This is a genomic window from Escherichia sp. MOD1-EC6098, assembly GCF_002965865.1.
Classification (GTDB): Bacteria; Pseudomonadota; Gammaproteobacteria; order Enterobacterales; family Enterobacteriaceae; genus Escherichia; species Escherichia marmotae.
On sequence record NZ_PTSN01000002.1, the window covers coordinates 22505 to 42827 of the forward strand.

General features: G+C 51.8%; 13 protein-coding genes. 5 read left to right on the plus strand and 8 right to left on the minus strand.

Annotation, left to right across the window (positions count from 1 at the left end):
- Positions 1–191 precede the first annotated feature (191 nt).
- The 7 genes from sslE to glcD form a co-directional block, all read right to left on the minus strand.
- Positions 192–4754: a lipoprotein metalloprotease SslE gene (gene sslE, locus C0K55_RS02815; protein WP_105266835.1), complete on the minus strand. Its 4563-nt coding sequence runs from the start codon at positions 4752–4754 to the stop codon at positions 192–194.
- Positions 4755–5247: 493 nt separating this feature from the next.
- On the minus strand, positions 5248–6930 hold the full coding sequence (gene glcA / locus C0K55_RS02825) for a glycolate permease GlcA (protein ID WP_000259271.1): 1683 nt from the start codon (positions 6928–6930) through the stop codon (positions 5248–5250).
- 354 nt (positions 6931–7284) lie between these two features.
- Positions 7285–9456, minus strand: coding sequence for a malate synthase G (glcB, locus tag C0K55_RS02830; RefSeq protein WP_105266947.1), 2172 nt, complete (start codon positions 9454–9456; stop codon positions 7285–7287).
- A gap of 21 nt (positions 9457–9477) precedes the next feature.
- A complete protein-coding gene (locus C0K55_RS02835) occupies positions 9478–9882 on the minus strand; it encodes a GlcG family protein (RefSeq protein ID WP_105266948.1) in 405 nt (134 codons plus the stop codon).
- A gap of 4 nt (positions 9883–9886) precedes the next feature.
- Entirely contained in the window at positions 9887–11110 is a 1224-nt protein-coding gene (glcF, locus tag C0K55_RS02840; RefSeq protein WP_085449275.1) for a glycolate oxidase subunit GlcF, read from the minus strand.
- 10 nt (positions 11111–11120) lie between these two features.
- Complete coding sequence (glcE, locus tag C0K55_RS02845; protein WP_000943105.1) at positions 11121–12173, minus strand: glycolate oxidase subunit GlcE; 1053 nt, start codon at positions 12171–12173, stop codon at positions 11121–11123.
- Positions 12173–13672, minus strand: a complete 1500-nt coding sequence (gene glcD / locus C0K55_RS02850; protein WP_000026086.1) for a glycolate oxidase subunit GlcD — start codon at positions 13670–13672, stop codon at positions 12173–12175. Before glcD ends, glcE begins: the two co-directional genes overlap by 1 nt.
- A gap of 250 nt (positions 13673–13922) precedes the next feature.
- On the opposite strand from glcD, the gene glcC reads away from it, so the two are divergent.
- Complete coding sequence (glcC, locus tag C0K55_RS02855) at positions 13923–14687, plus strand: transcriptional regulator GlcC (protein WP_001517090.1); 765 nt, start codon at positions 13923–13925, stop codon at positions 14685–14687.
- Positions 14688–14693: 6 nt separating this feature from the next.
- On the opposite strand, the gene yghO is transcribed toward glcC, so the two are convergent.
- Positions 14694–15836 (minus strand): protein YghO, encoded by a 1143-nt coding sequence (gene yghO, locus C0K55_RS02860; protein ID WP_061091046.1) that lies wholly within the window; start codon positions 15834–15836, stop codon positions 14694–14696.
- 370 nt (positions 15837–16206) lie between these two features.
- On the opposite strand from yghO, the gene C0K55_RS02865 reads away from it, so the two are divergent.
- From C0K55_RS02865 to spt, 4 genes are read left to right on the plus strand one after another with little or no spacing between them, the layout of a single operon-like run.
- The gene (locus tag C0K55_RS02865) at positions 16207–17928 is read left to right on the plus strand and encodes a fatty acyl-AMP ligase (RefSeq protein WP_207105710.1); all 1722 of its coding nucleotides are present in this window, start codon (positions 16207–16209) and stop codon (positions 17926–17928) included.
- Positions 17925–18839 (plus strand): NAD-dependent epimerase/dehydratase family protein, encoded by a 915-nt coding sequence (locus tag C0K55_RS02870; RefSeq protein ID WP_001077188.1) that lies wholly within the window; start codon positions 17925–17927, stop codon positions 18837–18839. Before C0K55_RS02865 ends, C0K55_RS02870 begins: the two co-directional genes overlap by 4 nt.
- Before the next feature lie 31 nt (positions 18840–18870).
- Positions 18871–19119, plus strand: a complete 249-nt coding sequence (locus C0K55_RS02875) for an acyl carrier protein (RefSeq protein WP_000248105.1) — start codon at positions 18871–18873, stop codon at positions 19117–19119.
- A complete protein-coding gene (spt, locus tag C0K55_RS02880; protein WP_000524948.1) occupies positions 19119–20291 on the plus strand; it encodes a serine palmitoyltransferase in 1173 nt (390 codons plus the stop codon). The genes C0K55_RS02875 and spt overlap by 1 nt, the downstream gene beginning before the upstream one ends.
- The last annotated feature ends 32 nt before the right edge of the window (positions 20292–20323 follow it).

Sequence of the window (20323 nt, forward strand, 5' to 3'; positions counted from 1 at the left end):
GACCCGGTGCGCCTTATTTCATGCCGGATGCGGCGTGAACGCCTTATCCGGCCTACAGGCGTCTGCCAACGCAAGTAATCGCGGCTTCTTCCCTCCAGGCCCGATAAGCTGGCGCATCGGGCATATATGTTGACCCGGTGCGCCTTATTTCATGCCGGATGCGGCGTGAACGCCTTATCCGGCCTACAGGCTTATTCGGCTGGCATCGAATACTCGGTAACCTTATTAATGGTTTCCGGCCCTTTTTCCGGTTTCGACAGGTGCATCGCCGCGAGCGTGTTGTAAGCCGACTGGCTCACTCCGCCTTCGAAGCTCATCTCGCTCGCCCCCGGAAGCTGGTAAGCATTCGCGCCCGGATTCCATTTCTTAAAGAACTCCGAAAGATCCGTCTGGGCTACCCAGGAGGCGCACAGCATCAGCGTGTCGGCAGCGTTACCGTTGGATTCGGCACAGTAATTTATGCCGCCAAACTTGTCATTGCTGACATCATCGCCGCGTGCTTTACGATGCATCAACTGGAACAGGTTCCAGCCTTTCATCCCTTCACGCTCGCTGTAGAACTCTGGCAGAGGAGTACCCTCTGGATACCATTTCTTGATATCAAAGTTTTTCTCTGCCCATTCCTTCAGTTGTGCGTACATCAGCAGACGGTCACCCGCACCGCCGCGCGCCCATGCCTGACCGTTGCTCTCGTCCAGATATTCCGGCGCGACGGTAATATCTTCAGCGACACGGTTCATCTTGCCGAGATAGCGATCCTGCATGTACAGCGCCAGCACGTTGTTCGCCACTTCAGTTGCGCCCGGTACAGTCAGCGGTGTTTCTGCGGCGTTATGCCCTACTTCATGCCAGATCAGCCAGTCGTTCAGCGGCGTCGTCGGCAGCGTGGTGCTGTTCGTCGAGAAGCTGCTGTTCATTACCGGATAACCAGAGTGCGCATCACCGATGGAGATCTGCACATCGTTGGTGAAACGGTGTTTGTGACCCGGCAAGTTTTCAAAGGTAAACATCCGGTGCTTACCGTTTTCGCCATCACGTCCGTAGAAGTCATTCATTGAGCTGGCAAAGGTATCCAGTTCCTTAGCGAATTGTTTTACGCCACCCGTGAAATTGCTGGCATTCAGGTTCTTCTTCGGCGTGGTATAGACGAACGACGCAGACTCCAGCTCGCCTAGCGGCGCAGGGGAGTTCAGCTCGTGTTGCCACTTACCATCTTTATAGAACGGTGCTTTTACCACGCCAGTAAAGGTGAAGTTGGCTGACTCATTCTTTGAGCTGTTGCCCTTGATATAAATCAGACCACCGTAAGGCACCTTGAAGGTCACCGTGCCTTGAGCATCCAGATCATAGGTTTTCGTCACTTTTGGCGGACGGTTCAGAGCAACTTCATGCTTCTCACGTCCGGTCAGGTCGTCAGCCAGCGCCACGGTGACAGTCACAGGAACGTCCGCATTGGACTTAATAGTGACCTCTTTCTGAGCCGGAGCCCACAGGCCAGTAGACTGCATGTTACCCGCAAACCATTTGGTCGGATTCGAGTACAGGCTGATGCTTTCAGTAACCTCCTGCCCCGCTGCCGATACCGCTCCCGGATACTTCTCGACATCAACTTTGATGTTCAGATCCCACCAGGAACGCCCCAGCATCAGGCGTGTCAGCGGTTTTTCCATATAGTTGAGCGGATAGCTCGGGTTCATCATGCCCGCTTTGCCGCTACTTTCACCGTAGATCATCTTGTTATCGATCAGCGATTTTTTCAGCTCATCAGAACACTGCGTGCCGCCAGCATAGGCATTGTTGGCGTAGCAGTTCAGGAACTCGGTGAACGTTTTAAAGCCCAGCTCGTCATCCTTGCTGCTGTCATAGCTATATTCAATTTCATTCCACAGCCAGACCGACATGTTCTGGTACAGACGTTCCAGATCGACGCTGTTCAGACGTTCGCCTTTACTGCCTTTAGTACGGAAATAAAGCTCATGTTGATACAGGCGCTGAATGTTGGTGCCTAAATCCGCAGCCTGCACCATCGCTTTCGCAGTGTCGGCGTCAAGATTCAGTTGCGTATACTGCGGAACATACATTGTCCCCGTCACAGGAACACCCGTACCAGGACGATATTCCAGGCAGTTGACCTCATAGTGATATGTCGAGTCCTTACACTCCTGTAATCCAGGAAACTTTTCAAAGATTTTTGCCTTTGCCGCCTCCAGAGACTCTTTTGTTTTAAACTCCGCCTCATCGATAAAGGCATAGCGCTTGACCTGTTCGCCATCGACATCTTCCAGCCAACTGGCCACTTCCAGTTTCGGCTTGTCATCAGGTTTGTTGTCTTGCTGGTATTTCCAGATAACTTCTTTCGTTGTTTCATCAATGGTATACGGCGGTTTTCCATCGACAAACGGATAACGTTCATAGACCCAGATACCTTTTTCGCGCTGTTGGCGTACGCGATCCGGATAACCCTGCGGATCGTTGTTCACCACCGATTTGTTCAGAGCCATTGACAGACCCGCGGCATCCAACAGACGCACAAAGCCAGACGCGCTCTCTTCCTTAAGATTGCTCATCACGTTTTCCATGATCAGCACTGAGCCGCCTTTGTTCAGATAGGCGATCAGATCGGTCACATCCTGCTGAGTCAGCTTCGGTTTGCTGGTATCTGCACGCAGAGGCACTGCATAGGGATCGCCAGACCACTGAGTCACATATTCAAAACCGTTGAGGATCAGCAACGGAACTTCTTCCGGATTCAGATCGCCATAGCTGGTCAAATGTTTAACAGAAATACCTGCAAAATCCGGATGGAAGCCAAATGGAGCACTGTTCCCAGTGACCTGGCCATGACGTTTGAAATAAACGTTTTCCAGGTTCGTACCCACGGTCATTGTGCTCTTGGTATTCGGCTGCCAGATGTCGTTTGACAGGTAGCGCAGTACGTTCTGCATGAAGTGCTTCATATCATCTGAATCACCGCTGAGCGTACACTCACCTTTATCATTGACACCACCGGCCCAACTGTAACCATTAGGGCAACGCAAAATGCTGTTGTAGTGCGGGTTACCGATAACCATCAGCTTGCCATCACCGACTTGCCCCAGCGAAATAAACGGCAGGTTGAAGGTCGCGGTATCGCGCGTCACGTTTTCCGGCACAACAAGAGAAGGCGCTTCAGTAATGTACGCCAGCTCGTTTTTATCCCAGGCGCGTTTTTCACCAAAGGCCAGCCAGTAGTTTTTATCATTACGCGCCATCAGAATCGGGAAGGCCGCGTTGGAGATATTCACCACCGCCTGACCGCGCGCATTACCGGTGCTGCCATAGAAGTTGGTGGAGTCATGGAATACATGGAACTTGCTGACAGATTGGTAGTTCGTATCCACACCCCACAGTTTGTTGATAACGCCCTGAATCTGACCGTCATTAACATTGCGTGTCGTCAGCGAGAACCAGCGAGCAGAGTTGCAATTGTTGGTTTTGCCACAAATCGCGGTATCGATCTCTTTGGCCTGTCCCGTCTTAAACTGCTCGATAAATTCGTTTGGCTGCACAACGGTTTGATCGCCTTCATCCAGCGTCGCGCCATTGGATAACGAGAGATTGATAATCTCGTTAATCACGTTGGGATATTCAGCAAAGACCTTGCGTACATCGTCCGGAACAACACGGGTATTATTTTGCCCGGTCGTCGAATAGCGATGAATCAGTTGATCGACATTCGCGCCGCGAACTTCATCACCCAGTTCAGTCAGCGCAATGGTCGACTTGTTGCCGCGTACTGAGCCAAGTTCAAAGGTATCGATACCAAAGGAGATGGTTTCGCCCCAGCTAAAGGAAAATTCACCATTTTCCCCTGTCACACCACGGCCTGAATTGGTGTAGTAGTCAACACCAGCAACACCATATCCCTGGCTATCCACCAGGCGGCCTTCGGAGAGAATAATTTCAGTAGGTTGATACTGATAAAACTGTTCCGCATTAGCTGACACAAATTTGGCGTTCAGATCCGGCGTTGTTCCCTCTGTCGTGACGGGCACGACCGGTGAGGTATGGGTGGATGGCGCTTTATCGGTCGCGACATTGTTTTCCACTTCCTCATTTACCAGCTTTTTGAATTCTTCCGGTGCCAGATCGATTTGCTTATACAGTTTTTCAAAGCGTGCGCGATCGACCACTGACGAGAAGGTCAGACAAAGTTGTTCTGCATCCGCCGGGCAACTGTCGCTGGAAGTTAACAGAGAGATAGCGTTGGTTTTCTCATTTTCAGAATCCGCCAGCTCCTGCGCGTCCTCGAGGCTAAACGACACTTTGTCAACCGCACGCAGGCTACGCGCAGCTTCTGACTGGGTGTTGAAAGTTGCAATGGTCGTACTACCAACCACACAACTCACGGTGTTGCCAGGTGTAAAAGTAAAGCCATCGCTGGATTCACCATTACAGGTAGCACCAGTTACCCGCTGGCTTCCGCCCAGGGTCAGATAACCCGTTTTCGTGGGAACAGGTTCTGGCTCTGGTTCTGGTGTCGGCTCAGGATCAGGTGTTGGATCCGGCGTAGGTTCTGGGTCCGGCGTCGGCTCAGGCGTCGGTTCCGGGTTTGGTGTTGGATCAGGTTTCACTTCCGGCAAAGCCCCTGTTCCAGAATCTACAGGCGGAGTATCGGAGGACGAGCCTGAACCACCGCCATCACAACCGGCTAACAGGGTTGCGCTTAAAATAGCCGCTAAAAGCGATTTCTTATATTTAAATTTCTTATTCATTAATAACGCAAGTGACAAAACAAAGTTAAAAAATTCGTAACTGTGGAAATAGTTTTATGTTTTACCTTCTCTAAAAATGACCTCCATTCTTAAGAAATCTGCATTATTGATAACGAAATAGATAAAATTTATAGGAATATCCCCTATACGATGTCAGAGGGGTGATTTATAAAAATTTTTAACAAACAAAAAAGTAACAATTATTCACAATATTACTATCTCAAGTCATTGATAGTTTTAACGATTGCGATTGCAAAAGCAACAGATAGCACGCTACTTGCTCATCAAGCGAACACAATTAATACAGCTTGTTTTGCGTGGTAAAAAAACACAGATTTTCACGCCATTAATTATTTACCGGGTTATCTAATCATCAAACATTATTGATCTGATGATAATAAATAGAGAAATGATCTTGCTATTGTTTAGCCGGAATAACGAAACAGATATGAAAAAAGCCGGATGATATTTACAGCCATCCGGCTCTATTGAATTACGAAACCAACATTCCGGTAAACACATATGCCTGCAGCAGCGTGATAATGCCAATAACGCTGGCAAAGATCAGACTGTGCTTCACGGTGTAACGGAACAATTCAGATTCTCTGCCCACCATGCCCGTCGCGGCGCAGGCCACGGCGATAGATTGCGGGGAGATCATCTTGCCGGTCACGCCGCCGCTGGTATTTGCTGCCACCAGCAGAGTGTCCGAGACGTTGATTTGCTGCGCGGTGGTTGATTGCAGTGAACCAAACAGGGCGTTCGAGGATGTGTCAGAGCCGGTAAGGAATACCCCCAGCCAACCAAGGAACGGCGAGAAGAACGGGAACATCACGCCAGTACCCGCCAGTACCAGCGCCAGCGTAGTGGACATGCCGGAATAGTTGGTCACGAAGGCAAATGCCAGCACCATGCCAATCGACAATATCGGCCACTTCAGGCTAATTAGCGTTTCTGCGAAAACGCCAATACCTTTCTTGATCCCGACACCAAGAATGAAGATAGAGATAATTGCCGCGATAAAAATCGCAGTTCCGCCAGCGGAGAGTGGATCAAATTTAAACACCGCATCCATTGGCGTCGGTTGGGCGACAATGGGTGCCGCTTTCAGTACCTGTTGATGCAAATGGGGGATCTGGAAGTTAATCACCAGCGAATAAAACGCGCCGCCCGGAGCGAATAACGCTTTAAACGGCTTCATGGTCCAGATGGTGACCAGCACCGTTAAGATTAAAAACGGTGACCACGCACGAATGATTTGCCCAAGGCTGTATTCTGACGGTACTGGGCCGCCAGAAGACGGTTTATTCACCACCATCGCACCTGCGGATTGCCCCATGCTGATTGCCGTTTCGGTATTTTTCGGCCGCCAGACTTTGAGGAATAAAGAGAGTGAGACGATACTCACCAGCGCCGAAGTAATATCCGGCAGTTCCGGGCCAATGTAGTTAGAGGTAAAGAACTGGGTAACTGCGAAGCTACCACCCGCCACCAGCGCCGCTGGCCATGTCTCTTTCACCCCTTTCCAGCCGTCCATCATCGCCACCAGCCAGAACGGCACCAGTACCGACAGGAACGGCAACTGACGTCCCGCCATTGCGCCAATGTCGAACGGATCGATGCCAGTCACCTGACCGGCAACCAGAATAGGCACGCCCAACGCACCAAACGCCACCGGCGCGGTGTTGGCAATCAGACACAGCCCCGCCGCGTATAACGGTTTAAAGCCCAGTCCCACCAGCAGCGCGCCAGTAATCGCCACCGGCGCGCCAAAGCCCGCAGCTCCTTCTAACAGTGCGCCAAAAGAGAAGCCAATCAGCAACACCTGCAAACGTTGATCGTCGGTGATGGAGATAACCGAGCTGCGGATAATATCAAACTGGCCGCTGGCAACGGTTAATTTATAGAGAAATACCGCCGCGACAATAATCCAGGCGATTGGCCATAAACCATAAATAAAACCATATCCCGCAGCAGCAAATGCCATATCAATCGGCATTTTAAAGGCGAATATCGCAATCAATATCGATAATATAAGGGTTATTGCTCCGGCGACATGCCCTTTCAGACGTAATATCGCAAGCGCAACGAAGAAGAATATTATCGGGATCAGGGCAACCAGAGCGGATAGCCCCAGCCCTCCCATCGGCATATACATTTGGGTCCAGGTAACCATATTGTTCAGTCTCTTATTATCTTTATATGCTTGATATGCTTAAGGTTGTAATAAGCAAAAGAGGACTGAACTGTAAAATATAGGCGTTATACTTTACAGCAACAGCACGCCGCTAACGCAATTGCTACCTCAGGCATAACAAGTATATCGGGTAAGGGGTTCTGTTCCGCACCTACAGGCGCAGAGTATCGTTAAGATGTCCATATTGTTGTTTTAACCCGCTAATGATGCGCTACGGGTATTTAATTTTATTAAACCCTGATAATCGCTCCGGTTATTTCCGGGATAAATGAACTACCGCAGTAACTATAATAGCCCCAGCGGTAAAACTTGCCGGGGCTTTTGCTATTGCTATTAATGACTTTCTTTTTCGCGTAAACGCCAGGCATGTAATAACGGTTCGGTATAACCGTTTGGCTGTTTCACACCGAGGAAGATTAAATCGCTGGCGGCTTTAAACGCACACGAGTTAGCAAAATTCCCCACCATCGGACGATACGCCGGATCGCCAGCGTTTTGCTGATCAACCACTTTCGCCATATTCTCCAGCGACGCCTGCACCTGTTCTTTGGTCAGAATACCGTGACGTAACCAGTTGGCGATATGTTGGCTGGAGATGCGCAGCGTTGCACGGTCTTCCATCAGCGCCACGTTGTGGATATCCGGCACTTTTGAACAACCAATCCCCTGCTCTACCCAACGCACCACATAACCCAGAATCCCCTGCACGTTGTTATCCAGCTCTTGTTGGATCTCTTGTGCCGACCAGTTTGCGTTTTCAGCAACCGGAATGGTCAGCAGATCGTCCAGCAGAGGCTCAAATTCTGCATTGAACTCTGTGTTGGCAATGTTGGCTTGCACGCTCTGTACGTTGGTTTGGTGATAGTGCAACGCATGCAACGTGGCTGCGGTCGGTGACGGAACCCAGGCCGTGTTCGCCCCGGCACGTAACTGATCGCCCTTTTGGCTGTACATGTCTGCCATCAGATCTGGCATTGCCCACATCCCTTTACCGATTTGCGCTTTACCGCGCAGCCCACAAAACAGGCCGGAAAGCACGTTATTGCGCTCGTAGGCTTTGATCCACGGTGTCGATTTCATCTGGTTTTTACGCAACATCGGGCCCGCTTCCATCACCGAATGCATCTCATCACCAGTACGGTCGAGGAAGCCGGTGTTGATGAACGCCACGCGGTTGCGTGCCTGGGCGATACAACTACGCAAGTTCAGCGAGGTCCGGCGTTCTTCATCCATAATGCCCATTTTCAGGGTATTTGGTTCCATACCAAGCATGGTCTCAACGCGGGTAAACAGTTTGTTGGCAAACGCCACTTCCTGCGGACCGTGCATTTTCGGTTTCACAATATAGACGCTGCCAGTACGCGAGTTTTTCTGCACTTTTAAGTCGTAGAGGGCAATCGCGCCTGTCATGACGCCATCAAGAATACCTTCCGGAATTTCATTGCCTTCGCTGTCCCAAATTACGGGGATAGTCATCAAATGCCCCACGTTGCGGATAAACAGCAGCGAGCGCCCGTGCAAAGAAATTTCAGAACCATCGGCGGCGGTGTACTGACGATCGTCATTCAGTTTACGCACGATTTGCCGACCGTTTTTCTCCATTTTCTCTTGCAGAGTGCCCTGCATCAGCCCCAACAGATTGCGGTACAGCAGGATTTTATCTTCAGCATCAACCGCAGCGACCGAGTCTTCACAATCGAGAATGGTACTGATGGCGGCTTCGACGATAACGTCGTTGATATGCGCCGGATCGTCTTTGCCAATCCGTCCGTTGGCATCGATTTGCAGTTCGATATGCAGACCGTTATTTTTCAGCAAAATGCAGGTCGGTGCAGCAGCATCGCCACGGTAGCCGACAAACTGTGCCGGGGTACGCAACGTGGTTTCTGAGCCATTTTTCAACAGAATACGTAATTGTTTGTCGACCACCTTAAACGCCACCACATCCTGATAGCTGCCGTTTTCCAGCGGTAGTGATTCATCGAGGAAGCGGCGAACCCAGGCGATAACCTGCGCACCACGCTGCGGATCGTAGCCGCTGACCATCGCCCCTTCCTGCGGGATGATGTCGCTGCCGTATAGCGCATCGTACAGTGAACCCCAGCGAGCGTTCGCCGCATTCAACGCGTAGCGGGCGTTCATTGCCGGAACCACCAGTTGCGGCCCCGCCTGGTTGGTGATTTCGCTGTCGATGCCGGTGGTTTCCACCGTCACATGGCCCGGTTGCGGCACCAGGTAGCCCAGTTCACGCAGGAAAGATTTATAGGCTGCTTTATCTTTTACCGGCCCCGGATTGCTGCGATGCCATTCGTCGAGCGCCGCCTGAATGCGATCGCGCTCTGCCAGTAACTGACGATTCTCTGGCGACAGATCGTGAACAATATCATCAAAATTGTGCCAGAACGCCGCAGAGTCCAGCCCTGTTCCGGGTAAAACTTCTTCATCAACAAAACGTTTAAAGTTGGCGTCAATGCGTAAACGGCCCTGCGTTATGGTTTCACTCATTGTTAATCTCCTCGTTTTCGCTTATTTCGCCAATACCGCTGCTGCCGCTTTCGCGACCTGCGCATCCTGTGCCCCGGTTAAACCAGACACACCCACAGCGCCAATAATCTGCCCATCAACAACAACCGGTACGCCGCCTTCCAGCGACGTCAGTAACGGTGCCGTCACAAACGCCGTACGTCCGTTGTTCACCATCTCTTCATAGCCCTTAGTTTCGCGGCGCCCCAGCGCGGCGGTACGCGCTTTCTCCTGGGAGATGTAGGCCGCAATCGGCGCGCAATCATCCATACGACTTAACGCCAGCAGATGACCGCCGTCATCGGCAACAGCAATGGAAACGGACCAGTTATTTTTCTGCGCCTCTTCCTGACCTGCGGCAATAATTGTACTCGCCATTTGCTGGCTAAGAATGACTTTAGTTTTCATTTTGTTATTCCTTTTCAAGGGCTTGTTCTACAATTTCAATCCAGTGACGCACAGAGGTACGACCGGCGCTCGCCAGATGCGTCTGGCAACCAATGTTGGCGGTAACGATCATTTCCGGTTTGCCGCTTTCCAGCGCATTCATTTTGTTATCCCGCAACTGGCGCGCCAGATCGGGATGCGTTAACGCATAAGTTCCCGCCGAACCGCAGCACAGATGGCTGTCGGGAACGTCGGTTAAGGTAAATCCCAGCCGCAGTAACACTTTTTCTACTTCGCCATTCAGTTTTTGCGCATGTTGCAGGGTACACGGACAGTGGAAGGCCAGTTTTTTATCGCCGCGAATCGCCAGCTTTTCCAGCGGCTCCTCACGCAAAAGCTCGACTAAATCAACCGCCAGTTCGCTGACCTGACGCGCTTTATCGGCATACAACGCATCGTTTTTCAGCATCTGCCCATACTCTTTAACGAATGCCCCACAGCCGCTGGCGGTTTGCAAAATTGCCTCGGCACCTGCTTCAATCGCCGGCCACCAGGCATCAATATTATTTCGCGCGCGCGCTAACCCTTTCTCTTGCGCATTAAGATGATAGTCCACCGCGCCACAACAGCCTGCTTCGTTAGCTGGCATGACGCTGATCCCCAGACGATCCAGCACCCGCGCGGTTGCCGCGTTGGTGTTGGGCGAAAGCGTAGGCTGGACGCAACCTTCCAGCATTAAAACCCGACGCTTATGACGCAACGGCGGACGCGGTTTGGCTTTCACGATCCCGGCGGGGAGTTTTGCTCTAATCTGCTCTGGCAAAAACGGTCGTAGCACCAGGCCTACTTGCGTCAGCGCACGGAAGACCGCCGGGCGCGGCACTACCTGACGCAGCCCTTCGCGTAGCATTCGATCCGGCAGTGGACGTTTCACTTTTTGCTCGACGATATCACGCCCGATATCCAACAGAGTGTGATAGCGCACACCAGAAGGACAGGTGGTTTCACAGTTGCGGCACGTGAGACAGCGATCGAGATGCTCCTGCGTTTTAAGTGTAACTTCGTTACCTTCCAGCACCTGTTTAATCAGATAGATGCGCCCACGCGGCCCGTCCAGTTCATCACCCAGGAGCTGATAGGTCGGGCAGGTTGCGGTACAAAATCCGCAGTGCACACAGGCGCGCAGAATGCTGTCAGCTTCCAGCGCCCGCGTATTCTGGCGCATCTCTTCGGTTAACCGGGTTTGCATAGTCTGCTCCTTAAAGTTCCGCGTACATGCGACCGGGGTTAAACACACCGCAAGGGTCGAGCTGCTGTTTAAGCTGCTGGTGATAGCGGAATAAAGGGGCAGGCAACGGAGCAAAACTGCCATCACCTGGACTAAAGCGAGTTGCGTGACCACCAGCGTTGCGGGCGATACGGTGGATTTGATTGTCATCGGCTGTCGATTTCAGCCAGCGTAACGCGCCCCCCCAGTCGATCAGTTGCTCGCCGGGTAAATCCATCATCGGTGCATCGGTGGGTAATGAAATGCGCCACAAAGTCCCTGGTAACGAGAAGAATGGCAGTTGTTGTTCACGCAATTGCTGCCAGAACTGACCCGCAACCTCTTCGCCCCCCAGCAGTTCACGCGCCGCTTTTACCGAGCCTTCACCGCCTTCAAGGCGGAGCCACAAGCCGTTGTCGAAGTAACATAAACCGCTAATGGGTAATGGCTGGAGTTGCCACTGGGCGATTTCGTTCATGGCTTCTTGCAGGCTGATTTCCCGGCGCAGGCTGATAGTGGCGCGCGGTCGAGGCAACACTTTCATTGAGATTTCAGTAAGTACGCCAAGACAGCCATAGCTTCCGGCCATTAGCCGTGAGAGATCGTATCCGGCAACGTTTTTCATCACTTCGCCACCAAAACGCAGATGTTTTCCACTGCCGGTAATAATGCGCGTACCGAGGACAAAATCGCGTACCGAACCGCTCCACGGTCGACGCGGCCCCGCCAGACCGCAAGCGACCATGCCGCCCCAGGTGGCTTCTTCACCATAATACGGTGGCTCGCAGGGCAGCATTTGCCCCGCACTTTCCAGAGCCGCTTCAATCGCCATCAGCGGCGTTCCGGCACGAGCGGTGATCACCAACTCGGTCGGGTCGTAATTCACAATGCCGCGATGACAACGCACATCCAGCGTTTGCCCGGTGACAGGGCGACCTAAAAAGGCTTTGCTATTGCTTCCCTGAATCACCAGCGGCGTTTTATTACTAATCGCCTGATTCACCTGTTCCAGCAGCGCCTGGCTGTAATCACACTCACGTAGCATCAGAAACGCTCCAGTTCAGGGAAAGGTAAATGACCGTGGTGCACGTGCATGGCACCAAATTCAGCGCAGCGGTGTAGCGTGGGAATGTTTTTTCCAGGGTTCAGCAAACCATCGGGGTCAAATGCCGCCTTGACCGCATGGAAGGTCGTGATTTCATCGCTGTTGAACTGGGCGCACATTTGATTGATTTTTTCGCGCCCAATGCCATGCTCCCCACTGATGCTGCCGCCCACTTCCACGCAGAGTTCGAGGATCTTCCCACCCAGCGCTTCCGCGCGGGCAAATTCGCCGGGTTCATTGGCATCGAAAAGGATTAACGGGTGCATGTTACCGTCTCCGGCATGAAAGACGTTGGCGACGCGTAAATCATATTGCTGCGATAAACGAGCAATGCCTTCCAGTACGCCAGGCAGCGCGCGGCGTGGGATGGTGCCGTCCATGCAGTAGTAATCGGGAGAGATGCGCCCCACCGCCGGAAAGGCGTTTTTACGACCGGCCCAGAAACGCACACGCTCCGCTTCGTCCTGCGCCAGACGGACGTCAGTCGCGCCCGCTTTCCGTAAGATGTCGTTAACCCGTTCACAATCTTCCTGTACGTCAGACTCCACGCCGTCCAGCTCGCACAATAAAATCGCTTCGGCATCAACGGGATAACCGGCATGAATAAAATCTTCTGCCGCGCGAATCGACAGGTTATCCATCATCTCCAGCCCACCAGGGATAATGCCATTGGCGATGATGTCACCGACGGCGAGTCCGGCTTTTTCTACCGAGTCAAAGCTGGCTAACAGAACCCGTGCCACGGGGGGCTTCGGCAGCAGTTTTACCGTCACTTCGGTGGTCACGCCGAGCATACCTTCTGATCCAGTAAACAGCGCCAGCAGGTCAAAACCCGGCGAATCCAGCGCGTCCGATCCCAGTGTCAGCGTCTCTCCGTCCAGCGTTTGCACTTCAATTTTCAGCAGGTTATGTACGGTAAGCCCATATTTCAGACAGTGAACGCCACCGGCATTTTCCGCCACATTGCCGCCAATGGAACAGGCGATTTGTGAAGAAGGGTCCGGCGCGTAATAGAGATTATGCGGCGCTACGGCCTGGGAGATAGCCAGATTACGCACGCCCGGTTGCACGCGCGCACGGCGACCGACGGGGTTTATATCGAGGATCTCTTTAAAGCGCGCCATCACTAACAACACGCCTTTTTCCAGCGGCAACGCGCCGCCAGAAAGCCCGGTGCCCGCGCCACGAGTCACCACCGGCACACGCAGACGGTGGCAGACAGCCAGAATCGCCGCCACCTGTTCTATCTGCTTAGGCAGAACAACCAGTAATGGACGCGTGCGATACGCGCTCAACCCGTCACACTCGTAAGGAGTGATCTCCTCATCGGTATGCAGGATCTCGAGTCCGGGGACATGCTCACGCAGTGCCATCAGTACCGATGTTTGGTCGACATCGGGTAAAGCGCCATCAAGACGCTCTTCGTACAAGATGCTCATGAGTAGGGTTCGCTTTGTTGTGTTGTGTGGTAGCTGATTTTTGCGTGCTGCTTCTGTGAACAGTTATTAAGCGGGCTTTTTGTTTTCGTCTATCTCTTTAGTTACCGGTCAGACCATTTTTTTTCCAGCTCTGTGACCACGCATAGGTTAATTCAATGTTAAATTGATGTAACATAATCACTTGCATGATGTGCGTGTTTCGCGAATTAAGAACAGAAAAATTGGTCCTACCTGTGCACGAGGTCCGGGAATGAAAGATGAACGTCGCCCTATTTGCGAAGTGGTTGCAGAGAGTATCGAACGGTTAATTATCGACGGTGTGTTGAAGGTCGGGCAGCCGCTTCCCTCGGAACGTCGACTGTGCGAAAAGCTCGGCTTCTCGCGTTCCGCACTGCGTGAAGGGCTGACGGTGCTGCGCGGGCGCGGGATTATTGAAACGGCGCAGGGGCGCGATTCTCGGGTCGCGCGACTTAATCGGGTACAGGACACCAGTCCGCTGATCCATCTGTTCAGCACGCAGCCGCGAACACTGTATGATCTGCTCGACGTCCGGGCATTACTGGAAGGCGAATCAGCAAGGTTGGCGGCAACGCTGGGAACCCAGGCTGATTTTGTATTGATAACTCGCTGTTATGAAAAAATGCTCGCCGCCAGTGAGAACAACAAAGAGATTTCACTGATCGAACATGCGCAGTTGGATCACGCTTTCCATCTCGCTATTTGTCAGGCTTCCCACAATCAGGTGCTGGTTTTCACTCTGCAATCATTGACCGATCTGATGTTTAATTCGGTGTTTGCCAGCGTGAATAATCTCTACCATCGCCCCCAGCAAAAAAAGCAGATCGATCGCCAACATGCGCGGATCTATAACGCGGTTTTGCAACGACTGCCGCATGTGGCCCAGCGCGCGGCCCGCGATCATGTGATGACCGTGAAAAAGAATCTCCACAATATCGAACTGGAAGGTCACCACTTGATTCGCTCGGCGGTGCCGCTGGAGATGAGCCAGAGTTAGCGGGCGTTAAATCTGCTTTTCATACACACGGTAACGCTTATATGGCTGTGCGCCAATACGTTCCAGCATGTTATTCATGCCCGTATTGGTTTCGAGGATCCATGACATCTCCAGCGCGTCGATCTTCCTGCGGGTAAAGGGATCGCGTAATGCTTCAATCAGCAACAGCGCGATTACCGGTCCGATACGACTAAACTGATATTCGTCGCGCACACCCATTAGCGGCACTCGCGCAGTGCGCATACCACTGACTTTTAAGCGCCACAGCAATTTTGCCCAGCCGAGGGGAAAGAGCGATCCATTCAGATCAGCAATCGCCTCGTTGATGTTCGGTAAGCCGACAACAAACGCGCAGGGTGCAGAGTCTATCTCAGCAATGTAGATCATATCGTCCGGCACCAGGTATTTAAGCTGATCGCCCATGGTGGCAAATTCGCGTTCGGTAAACGGCACAAAGCCCCAGTTGTGCTGCCAGCCAGAGTTGAAAATCTCACGCAGGATCTGCATCTCTTCAGCAAACCGCTGGCGATTGATGCAGCGAATGGTCACCTTTTTGCGTACCTGATCCATCAGTTTTTTTAGCGCCGGAGAGAAAGTGAGATCGGTTCGCTGCATCCACCACGCCAGTAAATCAATGCCTTTCTGATAGCCCAATTGCTCGAGATGCGCGGCATACCACGGTTTGCCGTGCGGCATCATCGCGCAGGGCGGCGTATCAAACCCTTCAATCAGTAACCCACTCTCCTGATTGATATTCAGGCTGAAGGGGCCAGTGATGTTGCGTGCCCCTTGTGACTTCAGCCACCCTTCCGCTGCGTCAAATAAGGCTGCAAATACCTGTGGATCATCAATGGCGTCAATCATGCCAAAATGCCCCGTATCTTCGCCGTATCGCTCGCGGTGCAAGGTATCGATTTGCGCCGTAATGCGCCCGACTATCTGCCCCTCTTTTTTTGCCACCCACGCCTGCCAGATAATATGGTCCGTTCCCGGATTCTTTTGTGACAGATGCTCACTGCGTTCAATGCATAAAGGGGGGATCCAGTTTGAATCATTGGAATAAAGTGACGACGGAAAAGCGATAAATGCCTTTAAGTCATTTTTATTTATTACTTTTTCAATTTTAATCATCAGCAGATCGCATTCCATATTTACGTGGATAACAAATAATTAACGGTGAAAAACAGGCTGCAACTGCAACGAACGGCACCTTCATAATCCACCCAATGAATACAAACGAAGATAAAATAATATTTATTAATAATTACGGTAAAACCAGAGCCTGCGTAAGACGGTTAATAATGCCTTTTATAGACTTAATGCGACCAGACAAGGCATTACTTAATACATTCATAAATTAAATATCATTCACAATAAGAAACAAAAAACAGAACTTATTATTTTAATCAATGTTCAATATCGCACCAATGAAAATACTATCTCATTTATCTTTTATGCATATATAATCCACCGCATTATTGTCATTTTATTTTTGATATCCAATTTTCTTGTGGTGTATATGTCCAATAAAATCTTTACGCATTCCCTGCCTATGCGCTATGCCGATTTTCCAACGCTGGTTGATGCTTTGGACTATGCCGCTCTGGGTAACGCCGGAATGAATTTTTATGACAGGCGTAGCCAGCTTGAAGATGAACTGGAATATCACACTTTAAAAGCACGTGCGGAAACAGGAGCCAGGCGACTGTTATCGCTAAACCTGAAAAAAGGCGATCGCGTGGCGCTGATTGCGGAAACCAGTAGCGGGTTTGTCGAAGCGTTTTTTGCCTGCCAGTATGCCGGATTAGTCGCTGTCCCACTGGCGATTCCGATGGGCGTCGGTCAGCGGGATTCATGGAGCACAAAACTGCAAGGGTTGCTGGCAAGCTGCCAGCCTGCGGCGATTATCACTGGTGATGAGTGGTTGCCGCTGGTCAATGCCGCGACGCAGGGCAAACCCGAGTTACATGTTTTGAGCCACGCCTGGTTTAAAACCTTGCCAGAAGCCGATGTTACGCTCCCGTTGCCAGTGCCAGACGATATCGCCTATCTGCAGTACACCTCCGGCAGCACCCGTTTTCCCCGTGGCGTCATCATCACTCATCGCGAAGTGATGGCCAATCTACGTGCCATCAGCCACGATGGCATTAAATTACGCCCAGGCGATCGCTGTGTCTCCTGGCTACCTTTCTACCATGATATGGGGCTGGTCGGTTTTCTTCTGACACCTGTCGCCACGCAGCTTTCAGTGGATTATTTGCGCACCCAGGATTTTGCCATGCGCCCACTGCAATGGCTTAAATTGATCAGCAAAAATCGCGGCACCGTCTCCGTTGCGCCACCATTTGGCTATGAATTGTGCCAGCGCCGCGTGAATGAAAGAGATCTCGCTGAACTGGATCTCTCCTGCTGGCGCGTCGCCGGTATTGGCGCAGAGCCTATCTCCGCCGAACAACTCCATCAATTTGCTGAATGTTTCCGTCCAGTTAACTTTGACGATAAAACGTTTATGCCGTGCTACGGACTGGCAGAGAACGCGCTGGCTGTCAGCTTTTCCGATGAAGCCTCTGGGGTTGTGGTTAACGACGTGGATCGCGACATCCTCGAATATCAGGGGAAAGCCGTTACGCCGGGTGTTGAGACACGTGCCGTATCAACTTTCGTCAACTGCGGTAAAGCGTTGCCGGAACATAGCATTGAAATCCGTAATGACGCGGGGATACCGGTAGCGGAACGTGTGGTGGGCCATATTTGCATCTCTGGCCCCAGCCTGATGAGTGGCTACTTTGGCGACATGGCTTCACAAAACGAGATTGCCGCGACGGGTTGGTTAGATACTGGCGATCTCGGTTACCTGCTGGACGGTTATCTGTATGTCACCGGGCGCATTAAAGATCTGATTATTATTCGTGGCCGCAATATCTGGCCGCAGGATATTGAATATATTGCGGAACAGGAACCGGAAATTCACTCTGGCGATGCCATTGCTTTTGTTACCGCCCAGGAAAATATTATTTTGCAGATCCAGTGCCGGATCAGCGACGAAAAGCGCCGCACGCAGCTTATCCACACGCTGGCGGCGCGGATACAAAGCGAATTTGGCGTAACTGCGGCTATCGACCTGTTACCGCCCCACAGTATTCCCCGCACCTCTTCCGGCAAGCCCGCCCGCGCAGAAGCGAAAAAACGTTATCAGAAGGCCGTTGCCGCTAATCCTCATGTTCAGGGATCTCTCGTATGAATCAAACTGTCGCGGTGACGGGCGCTACCGGGTTTATCGGGAAATATATTATCGATAACCTGCTCGCCCGCGGCTTTCACGTTCGCGCTTTGACGCGTACTACCCGCGCTCACGTTAGCGATAATCTCATCTGGGTGCGCGGTTCGCTGGAAGATACGCATTCGCTTAGCGAACTGGTTGCCAGCGCCAGCGCGGTGGTCCATTGCGCCGGGCAAGTGCGCGGACACAAAGAAGATATCTTTACCCGTTGTAACGTCGACGGCAGCCTGCGCCTGATGCAGGCGGCAAAAGAGAGCGGCTGCTGCCAACGTTTCCTGTTTATCTCTTCACTGGCGGCGCGTCATCCCGAACTCTCCTGGTATGCAAAATCTAAATTCGTAGCCGAACAACGACTGGCAGCAATGGCTGGCGAAATCACGCTGGGCGTTTTTCGTCCAACTGCAGTGTATGGTCCCGGCGATAAAGAGCTAAAACCGCTGTTTGACTGGATGCTGCGCGGACTTCTGCCACGTACTGGCGCACCAGATACACAGCTCTCTTTTCTGCACGTCACCGATTTCGCCCAGGCTGTGGGTCAGTGGTTAAGCGCCGATTCCGTACAGACGCAAACGTATGAATTATGCGATGGCATCGCCGGAGGTTATGACTGGCGACGTGTCCAACAGCTTGCCGCTGTAGCCCGTTGTGGTTCTGTGCGGATGGTCGGTATTCCTCTGCCGTTACTCACCTGCCTTGCGGATATCAGTACCGCGTTGAGTCGCCTCGCAGGTAAAGAACCCATGCTGACCCGCTCGAAAATCCGTGAATTAACCCATGCCGACTGGTCGGCAAGTAATAAATGTATTTCTGAAGATATTAATTGGTTTCCCGGGGTTAGCCTGGAACACGCATTACGCAACGGGCTATTTTGATTGTCTTGTTTAAAGGTGTGTTAACGTTTCTATGGTAAATCGTGAAATAGTAATGGATTACATCCTTTCCTGTTTACAGGAGTTGGTCGAAAACGGTGTGGAAATTAAGCCCGACAGCGATCTCGTCAACGATCTCGGCCTGGAGTCGATCAAAGTGATGGATCTCTTAATGATGCTGGAAGACAGATTCGATATTTCCATTCCTATTAATATTCTGCTGGATGTCAAAACCCCTGCGCAATTAATGGAAACTCTACTTCCATGGCTGGAGAATAAATAATGGGGCTTTATGATAAATATGCGCGCCTTGCTGGTGAGCGGCTGCAATTTAGTGATAACGGTTTAACGCCGTTTGGCACCTGTATTGATGAAGTGTATTCCGCCACCGAAGGCCGTATCGGCAATAAAAAAGTGATTCTGGCCGGGACCAATAATTATCTCGGATTAACCTTCAATCATGATGCCATTGCGGAAGGTCAGGCGGCGTTAGCGACCCAAGGCACCGGCACCACCGGTTCTCGTATGGCTAATGGCAGTTATGCGCCGCATCTGGCATTAGAGAAAGAAATTGCAGAGTTCTTCAATCGCCCTACCGCTATCGTTTTTTCAACCGGTTATACCGCGAATTTAGGTGTCATCAGCGCACTTGCCGACCATAACGCCGTGGTGTTACTCGATGCCGACAGCCACGCCAGTATTTATGACGCCTGTTCTCTCGGCGGTGCGGAAATTATTCGTTTCCGCCATAACGACGCCAACGATCTGGAGCGTCGCATGGTTCGCCTCGGTGAACGGGCAAAAGAGGCGATTATCATCGTTGAGGGCATCTACAGTATGCTCGGTGATGTGGCACCGCTGGCAGAAATCGTTGATATCAAACGTCGCCTCGGTGGTTATTTGATTGTCGATGAAGCGCATTCATTTGGCGTATTAGGCGCAACGGGCCGCGGACTGGTTGAAGCCGTTGGCGTTGAAGACGATGTGGATATTATCGTCGGCACCTTCAGTAAAAGCCTGGCCTCCATTGGCGGTTTTGCCGTGGGTTCGGAAGCGATGGAAGTGCTGCGCTACGGCAGCCGCCCGTATATTTTTACCGCCTCGCCTTCCCCTTCCTGCATTGCGACCGTGCGCTCGTCGTTAAAAACCATTGCCACACAACCAGAGCTGCGGCAAAAGCTGATGGATAACGCCAACCATCTGTATGACGGGCTACAAAAGTTGGGTTATGAGTTAAGCTCGCATATCAGCCCGGTAGTGCCGGTGATAATCGGTTCGAAAGAGGAAGGGTTACGTATCTGGCGCGAGCTTATCTCGCTGGGCGTTTATGTGAATCTTATCCTGCCGCCTGCCGCACCTGCGGGTATTACGCTGCTGCGCTGTAGCGTTAACGCCGCTCACAGCCGCGAGCAAATCGATACCATCATTCAGGCATTTGCTACCCTGAAGTCGTAATATTGGCCCGCCGTGGTGTTACGCCACGGCTG